The organism is Arenibacter sp. ARW7G5Y1 (assembly GCF_003201775.1).
Classification (GTDB): Bacteria; Bacteroidota; Bacteroidia; order Flavobacteriales; family Flavobacteriaceae; genus Arenibacter.
Window position 1 is genome coordinate 430,713 of sequence record NZ_QJJZ01000003.1, and the last position, 8,598, is coordinate 439,310.

General features: G+C 38.3%; 5 protein-coding genes. All 5 read right to left on the reverse strand.

Translation table 11 applies throughout. The annotated features are described in order from the left end of the window. Position 1: 1 nt before the first annotated feature. Positions 2–3,592: a SusC/RagA family TonB-linked outer membrane protein gene (locus tag C7972_RS06940; RefSeq protein ID WP_110355486.1), complete on the reverse strand. Its 3,591-nt coding sequence runs from the start codon at positions 3,590–3,592 to the stop codon at positions 2–4. 181 nt (positions 3,593–3,773) lie between these two features. Further along, the gene (locus tag C7972_RS06945) at positions 3,774–4,979 is read right to left on the reverse strand and encodes a FecR family protein (protein ID WP_110355487.1); all 1,206 of its coding nucleotides are present in this window, start codon (positions 4,977–4,979) and stop codon (positions 3,774–3,776) included. A 188-nt stretch (positions 4,980–5,167) separates the two neighbouring features. Further along, a complete protein-coding gene (locus C7972_RS06950; RefSeq protein WP_110355488.1) occupies positions 5,168–5,764 on the reverse strand; it encodes an RNA polymerase sigma factor in 597 nt (198 codons plus the stop codon). A gap of 511 nt (positions 5,765–6,275) precedes the next feature. Further along, positions 6,276–7,766, reverse strand: a complete 1,491-nt coding sequence (locus C7972_RS06960) for a potassium/proton antiporter (RefSeq protein ID WP_110355490.1) — start codon at positions 7,764–7,766, stop codon at positions 6,276–6,278. A gap of 631 nt (positions 7,767–8,397) precedes the next feature. After that, the coding region (locus C7972_RS06965; protein WP_146216281.1) for a glycerate kinase at positions 8,398–8,598 on the reverse strand (201 nt) is incomplete at its 5' end.

Genomic DNA, 8,598 nt, shown 5'->3' on the forward strand with positions numbered 1-8,598 from the left:
ATTAAAATTTCAGGCTTAGATTAACCCCTAAGCTTTTTGTGGAAGGAAGGCTCATGTTCTCAAATCCAGGAATTATTCCATCGCCCGAAGTTGCAACTGCCACTTCTGGATCAAAGTGCACATTGCTTTTTGGTGTCCATAGAAATAGGTTCCTGCCCACAAGTGAAAGTCTAACATCTTTTACCAAGTTCTTAAAGGCCTTGTCAGGAAATGTATAGCCAAGTCTTAATTCACGCAGTTTCACATAGGTGGCATCAAATAGTTGTGCCTCGCTAATATGGTCCAATTGCCCTTTGTAAAAACTTCTAACATCGGTACCGTAAACCCCTTCGCTATAAGTACCATCGGTACTGGTAGAGTTTGCAACGTATTCGTTCCCTACTAGTGCGGCGCCCGGTATATAATAGGGATCATCATATTCCTGGCCTACGGGACGGGCACTTCTGCCTTCTCCACTTTCCTTTAGCTGGCCGGCTCCAACCCCTTTATTATAAAATCTGGAAATAAATTCCCCTCCGTATCTAACATCGACCAGTGCAGAGAGACTGATATTTTTATAGGTTAGTTGATTGGTAACACTGCCTATCCAATCTGGATTAAAGTTGCCAAGGTGAATGTCTTCGCTTGTAATCTGTGCTCGTCCATCTATGCCTATAATGATTTCACCGGCCATGGGGCCACTTTCCACCCTTTCATATCCTGGGCCCCAGATAGCGCCCATTTTTTCACCGACCCTGGCCTGAATGGAGGCATCCTCCCCCGGAGCACTCTGGGTAATGGAGGTTATTCCCTCGGCAAGTTCTATTACTTTACCTTCGTTTTTGGACCAGTTCAATGTAAGGTCCCATTTAAAAACATCCTTTATCTGTATAGGGGTAGCGCTTAACATTACCTCAAAACCTTTGTTCTGTATTTCCCCGGCGTTGATAACTCTAGAAGTATAGCTGGTAGAAGCCGCCAAGGGTATGCCAATAATTTGATTTTTTGAGCGAGTATCATAATAGGTAAGGTCCAATCCCAATCGGTTATTGAAAAACCTTAAATCGGAGCCAATTTCGTAGGTAGTAACATTCTCTGGTCTAAGATTGTTATTTTTTAGACTATTGCCGCTAACCAAGGCATAATTGTCGCCCCATGGTTGCTGAAAACCAAATGTATCTATTAGATTATAGGGCCCGGTATCACTACCTACCTGTGCCACGCCTACCCTTAGTTTTGCCAAGGACACCCAATCTGGCATTTTAAACGTATTGTTTAAGAGGGCACTGAAAGACATGGAAGGATAGAAATAGGAATTGTTTGATGCCGGTAAGGTACTGGACCAATCGTTCCTTGCTGTAAAATCCAAGTAGTAGGTGCCTAGGTAATCCAAATATGCGAAGGCATATAAACTGTTCACAGCTTTTTCATAACTGGAGGAACTTGCAACAATATCGGCTGCACTATTGGCTATGGTGTATACTCCAGGTACCAATAATTCCGGAGCCTGGGCCAAACTACTCCTGCCCTCAACCTTTAATTGGTTGCCTCCCACGGAGATATTGTAATTAAAATCTTTTCCCAGACTGTTCTTATAGGCCAAAAGAAAATCATAGTTACGTTCTTCATAAAACTGCGAAACTTCTTGATATCTTCCATTCTCTATTCCCACGGTACTAACTGCCCATCGCTGTGGTCTAAAATCATTGAACATATCGGTACCGGCCCTTAACATCAGGGATAAGTGGTCTGTAAAGTCATAATTAAGACTTACGTTGCCAAATATACGATGCTTGTCCTGGCCCTTAGTGTTTTCGTATTGATAAAAGAAGGGGTTATTGTGGTTTTCACCATAGTTGTACTGAAATTGTTTGGTACCCTCGAATCCTTCCTGCCAATAGTCCCTAAGCGCATCAATATCCATATTCCGTACGGACCAATTCATAAAGTACATGATGGTATTACGGCCATATCCTGTTTCTGGGCGATTGGTACTTGTAGTGTTTACATAGCTCACTGTGGCATCGGCCCTAAATTTATCGGTAAAATTGTATCCTCCCTTAAAAGCAATGGTGTTTCTTTTTAAATCATTGTTCGGGATGGTACCACTTTGATCCAAGTTGGTGTAGGAAATTCTAAAATTACCATTTTCATTACCTCCAGAAAGGGCTATGTTATTGAAATTGGTAATACCGGTTTTAAAGAAATCCCTCATATTATTGGGGTAGGCAATCCATGGAGTGGGTATTACCTCCCCCCTATTGGGATTGGAAACATCGCCTCCCCGCATTCCACCAAGGGTTGGCGATTGAAATTGCCTTTCCAACGTACCTACGTTAAGTCTTGGCCCCCAACTTTCGTCATATCCATCCCTAATTCCATCCGGATAAATAGAGAAACTGGCCCCAAAGTTGGAACCTTCGTAATTTCCGTTAAGACCTTGTCCAAATTCATTTTGAAATTCAGGAAATCGAAGTAAGCTTTCCAAGGTAGTACCTGTATTAACACTTATCCCCAGTCCGGTATTGTTCTTACCAGATTTGGTGGTGATAACGATAACTCCGTTGGAGGCCCTTGAACCATAAAGGGCCGAAGCAGCAGCACCCTTTAGTACGGTAACGGACTCTATATCCGCAGGATTGATTTCCGCTGAACTACTACCATAATCCGCAGTAGTGGAATTACTTGTTCCAGCATTGCCGGTAGGAACCCCATCTATTACATATAGTGGTTGATTTCCCCCAAAATTAAGGGAACTTTCCCCTCTGATAACTATCCTGGAAGAGGATCCAACACCCCCTGCGGAAGATATATTAACGCCGGCAACCTTTCCTGCAAGTGAATTTACAAAATTTGATTCCCTAGCCTCGTTTAAATCCCCGCCTTGAATTTCCTGAACCGCATATCCCAGTCCCTTTTTTTCACGACTTATTCCCAGCGCAGTAACTACTACTTCGTCCAGATTATCACTACTCTCCATAAGGGAAATACTTATATCCTGCTTTCCCGCTAATGCCACTTCTTTGGTTGAAAATCCAAGATAGGAAACTACTAGGACAGCATTGGCTTCCGACACGGACAAAGTAAAATTCCCGTCAAAATCGGATTGGGTTCCATTGGTTGTTCCTTTTTCAATAATACTTGCCCCAGGTAATGGAGCCCCGTCTTGATCGGTTACATTGCCAGTAATTTCAATCTGTGGTAAAATATTGTCTATAGGCCGGTAATCCCTGTCACCAGTTCCTGCTATCTTTTTTTGAACGAGAAATATCTGCTGATCAATAACATAGTAGGAGGTGCCGGAATTTTTAAAAATACGATCCATGACGGCGGTAACCAATTCATCCTCGACTTTAACATTAACCTTTTTATTTAAATCAACGTCTTTCAATTTATACACGAATCTAAAATCGGTATTGGTCTCGATCTGGTCCAGTACCGACTTTACCGGAACATTATCCATGTTCAAAGTAATTTTGGTACGTTGCGAATACGATGTGTTCGCCTGTAAGGAAAAAAAAGTAGCAAGAATAATAATTGTACTCAGTTTCATCTTAAGTGAAAGTTTACTAAATGAACCAGACCTTCTTTTTGGTATAAGAAGTTTTTTCATACTTTTATAGTGTTTAAATGTGGTTTTTTATTTAAGATCACACCATTATAATTCGGGGAATGAGGCAACATTTCCCGGATTTTTTTTATCCTAAATTCTAATTTAGAATGGTGAAATCCAATATTCTGTTTTTTTGAATTTTAGTTTCTCCGTTTTATATCATAGGCATTCCATATTAGATTTAATGAATTGTTATTTCTTTACCATTAATGGTGAAATCCAGATTGTAAATAGATCTAAAATATTCCATGACTTTTTCAATTGGCGCATTCTTAAAACTTGCATTGAACTTTTCTTGGTTTATGTCAAGGTTGTTGTTCGTAATGGTCACATTGTAGTTGCGCTCCATTTTCTTAAGGATATTCTCAAAGGTCATATTTCTAAAAACCAATTCCCCGGTCATCCATGAGGTGTATAAACCGGTAATTACCTCTTGTGAATCAATTAAATTACGCTGTTTGTCAAAGCTGCCCTTATTTCCAGGTGTTAGTAAAAAACTATCACGGTGAAACTCCTCACTTTTGTTATACAAACCAACGGAACCCTCGACCAATACAACTTCTGTTAGCTCATCCTCTTCGTAGGCAGATACATTGAACTTGGTTCCCAGGACCCTTATATTTAAATCGCCCGAATTAATAATGAACGGATTATTACGGTCTTTGGCAACATCAAAAAAAGCTTCTCCTTTCAAAAAAACCTGTCGATCCTGACCAGGAATAAATTGAATTGGATATCTCAATGATGTCCCTGCGTTTAAATGTACTTTGGAACCATCGGATAATACAAGTTCAAATTTCTTACCAAAAGGGACATTCAGGGTATTGTAGGTTAATTCTTTTGATAATGTACTGCCGTTATACGACAGTTGATTTCCTTTCTGTTGGCCAACAATATTTCCTTTATTGTCCAATACTTCAGAGGTTCCATCTTCAGCAATGACTTCAATTTCTCCGTTCTGAAGTTTCAGGGTTACCACTTCCGATTCTTGGAAATTGTAGCCTGGGGATTCCTGTACTACACTGTTGGTCTGACTGTTATGTAGGATAGACTGAAAATGATAAAAATAAAAAATTGCAGCAAGCCCAATAACAGTTGCTACTACAGCAGTATACCTTAAAATCGATTTTCTTTTTGAATGGGAATTACCAATAGCTTTTTCTTGTTGGCTGCTAATGGTCAATATATCCTGAAATATCTTGTCAGCGGATTCTTTGTCCATTGATTCCAATGGCTCCAATTTGGTTATTAGACTTTCCAATTCGGGCAAATCTATTGGGTATTCGGCTTTTTGGAAATAGACAATTAAACGGTCCATTTCTTCAGCACTGCATTGGTTCAATGCAAATTTTTGAAGTAAAGCTTTTATCTCTTTGTTATGGATCATTGATGTGTTAACAAGTGGGTCTTCGTATATAATACAATCACAATAAGGAAAAGTACTAGTCCCTATTCACTTTTTTTTAAATAATACTATACTTCTGCCAAAATGTGATGGTATTTTGGTACAGGAGTCATAAAAAAACGGTTGAAAACAGGATTCCCGAAGTATAGGAGAACCAACTGTTGGGTATATTAGGCCAATAAGAAAAAAAAGAGACCGATCATTAAGGTGAAATTGCCATTTACTTCCAAATAAGTCCTTAGTGAATCCAAGGACTTGCTCATGTGGTTTTTAACCGTACTTAAGGATATACTAAGCTCCGAACTAATTTCTTGGTAACTTTTATCCTCCTCACGAGACATGGTAAATATTAGTTTTCTCTTTGGAGAAAGTCTGTCAATGGCTATTTTACGCATTAGTTCATATTCCTCTTCCAATATTTTAGTTTCAATTGGGTTGTAAGTCTCCTTCGGTTTGTAGAAAATTTCATCCCTAAGAGTTCTATCACAAGCCGCCTTCTTTAGAAAATTGAAGGACAGATTTCTGGTAATGGTAAAAACATATGATTTGAAGGACATATCAGGGTTAATCGTATTCCTGTTGAGCCAAATCCTTAAGAATACTTCCTGAACAATTTCTTTGGCATTGGCAGATGACTTGAGCAGGCTAAAGCTATAGGCGTAAATACTTGGTCTGTACGTATCATAAAGGCTCCTAAAAGCTTTTTCATTGCCTTGGGAAAGTTCAATGACCAATAATTTTTCAGATATATTTCCTTTAAAAAGCATAAGCTTTAGTATTGTTAATATCTTATTACCAGTGAAATTATTTTAACGGTAACGCCTTCGACAATTTCAATTCCTATGCGTAAAACTAATAAATATCATCGCCGATTATTAAAGGTTCTTCATTGATAACGAATATTTTATATTGGCCTTACAGTTTCCTAACATCGTTATAAAAAACCTTAAATTTTGAAATTGAAATCAATGAACTTAAAGAGTTTTTGGTTGAATTCTGCAGTTAATATACAAATTAATTTGACCTATAGTAAAAAATATTGCCAAAAAATTAAGAAAAAGGAATGCAGGAAAACATATACCCTTAATGTTTTCCAAGTAAAGAAACAGGAGAGTGATACGGTTTTTTTAATAGAAGACTATAGGTATTAATTTTCGATTGAGCTCCACTACCCTCCCGTTAATTAAAAAGAAAAAGGGTTTTAAACTTCTAAATAGTTGGGTCCAAAATAGGCATGCAGATGTTTTAAAACAAAAGTCGAATTAATACTACTATTTGTTAACTCTCCATTTTCTTTTGGCTTTCCTTACTTATTTTAAGTGTTTTGTAGACCTCGTCTATTATTTTTTGTTGATCGGCAAGAACAATTAAGGTATCCTCGCTTTCAATTTTGGTGGATCCGTTTGGGGTAATGTATTTGTCCCCTCTTTGAATCATTGCAATTATGGCATTTTTGGGAAAGCCCAAATCAACAATTTTTTTGTTGGTTGCATAGCAATCACTGCCTACGGCAATTTCTCTCATTATTGTCTTAGGATTTTCCGAAAACAGTAAATCGGTCGTTGTTAATCTCTTTGCCTTTTCTGGTATGGCAACTCCCAGCCATTTAGCAACAATGGATAGTGTAGTTCCTTGAATAAGAATAGAGGTTACGGAGATAAAGAATACGATATTAAAAATCATATTTGCTTTATCAATTCCCGCCAGCAAAGGGTAAGTAGCAAATACAATGGGTACTGCACCGCGTAAACCGACCCATGAAATATAAAATCGTCTTTTCATCCTCATTTTGAAAAAAATAAGACTAAGAAATACACTAACAGGTCTTGCTACTATAATTAGGAATAAGGAAATAAGCAGGCCTATTCCTATATACGGAACAATTTGTGAAGGAAATACCAACAAGCCCAAGGTTAAAAAGAGAACAATTTGCATTAACCAGGCCAGGCCATCGAACATTTTTAGAATAGTTTTCTTATGAATCAAATCTTGGTTGCCAAGATAAACAGCACATATATAGATGGCCAGAAATCCATTTCCCCCAACAAAGTCGGTTGCAGAAAATGTAATGAACATCAGTGCTATTGCCAAAACGGGATAAAGGCCTTCAAAGTCGAGTTTAATGCTATTGATTATATATTTACTCAGTTTTCCAAAACCGAATCCTGCCGCTCCCCCCAAAATCATTTGTTGCAAAAACAAAGGTATAATGGAGAATACGCTTTGATCCTGATGAATTACAAGTGTCAGGAAAGCGAGGGTCAATACATAGGCCATTGGGTCGTTACTACCGCTTTCCAATTCCAGGGTTGGTCTCAGATTGGTTTTTAAAGCCAGACTTTTTGACCGTAGAATGGAAAAAACGGCGGCCGCATCGGTGGAGGAGACAATGGAGCCCAGCAACATACTTTCGTATATGGTAAAGTCGGTAATGAACCAAACAAAGGTTCCCAAGCATAGGGCAGTTAATAAAACTCCCAAGGTAGAAAGGACAAGGCCTTCCTTAATAATGGGCTTAACTGCCGCCCAGTTGGTGTCCAATCCCCCAGAGAACAAAATAAAGTTAAGGGACACTATTCCAATAAATTGGGCAATTTTGGGGTCGTCAAAGCGTATTCCCCCTATACCATCTGAACCAGCCAACATTCCAATGGCTAAAAAGAGTATTAGGGTAGGCACCCCAAATTTGTAGGAAGTCTTACCAACAATAATACTTATAAAAAGTAATATAGATCCAACTAAGACTATATTTTCTATGGTTAAATTCATTAGGCAAAACTACTATAGTCCGATTCAAAAATAAGCGTTCTTGTTATAAAATTTAAACTAAAATTCAATTTGTTTTGGCAAATTGGAAATCAAACACAAAACTACTCCAAGTCTTTAAAAAAGACCATGGCATTTACTTATACTAAAAAGGGATATCTTTTATCCCTTCATACTCACTTCCTTTAGGTTGATCTGTGTACATGAATAATAAAGAAATTGGAGTGTGATAATACTTGGTAAGATGTTGTATTCTAAAGTTTTACCATTTTTGTTTTAACCTCTTGTTGGCCTACTGATCGGGGAAACCCAACGTATTTTAAATTGTTGTCGGAAGTGGAAACGACTATTATTTTAATAACCAACTATCTGAAAAGGATACGTTAAACAGACTTAACCAAGTCAACATCTAGCAAGGAGGGCATTGGGGCAATTTCATTACTTCCTATATGTGCCATTACAATACTGGCTCTTGCCGATTTTTTATTGGCACCGCCAAAGGGTATAATAGCCCGAGGCTTGCCTCGAAAATTAAAGTTTACTTCCTACAAATGCCTCGTGGGCTTGCCCTGGGTTTTAATACCTTTTATTTGGGTTCGATACCCATTTTAATTCCATTGTAAATCCTTGGCCCTTAAGATTTGTTAAAACATTTTATAGTCAACATTATATTTTTGGCACAGTCCTGAATTAGCCCAGGGGCCTGATCCATTGCCCCCTTCAACGCCATGGGTCTATTTACAATGGAGTAGACCGCGCTGACACCAATATCGTACAGACCTTCGATTCCTTCACCAATTTTACCCGTGACCACAATTACCGGGACTTCATGTTT

Excerpts from the sequence above, each read along its gene's own strand:
- C7972_RS06945 (WP_110355487.1), bottom strand. The coding sequence starts at position 4,979 with ATGATCCATAACAAAGAGATAAAAGCTTTACTTCAAAAATTTGCATTG.
- C7972_RS06950 (WP_110355488.1), bottom strand. The coding sequence starts at position 5,764 with ATGCTTTTTAAAGGAAATATATCTGAAAAATTATTGGTCATTGAACTT.
- C7972_RS06940 (WP_110355486.1), bottom strand. The coding sequence starts at position 3,592 with ATGAAAAAACTTCTTATACCAAAAAGAAGGTCTGGTTCATTTAGTAAA.
- C7972_RS06960 (WP_110355490.1), bottom strand. The coding sequence starts at position 7,766 with ATGAATTTAACCATAGAAAATATAGTCTTAGTTGGATCTATATTACTT.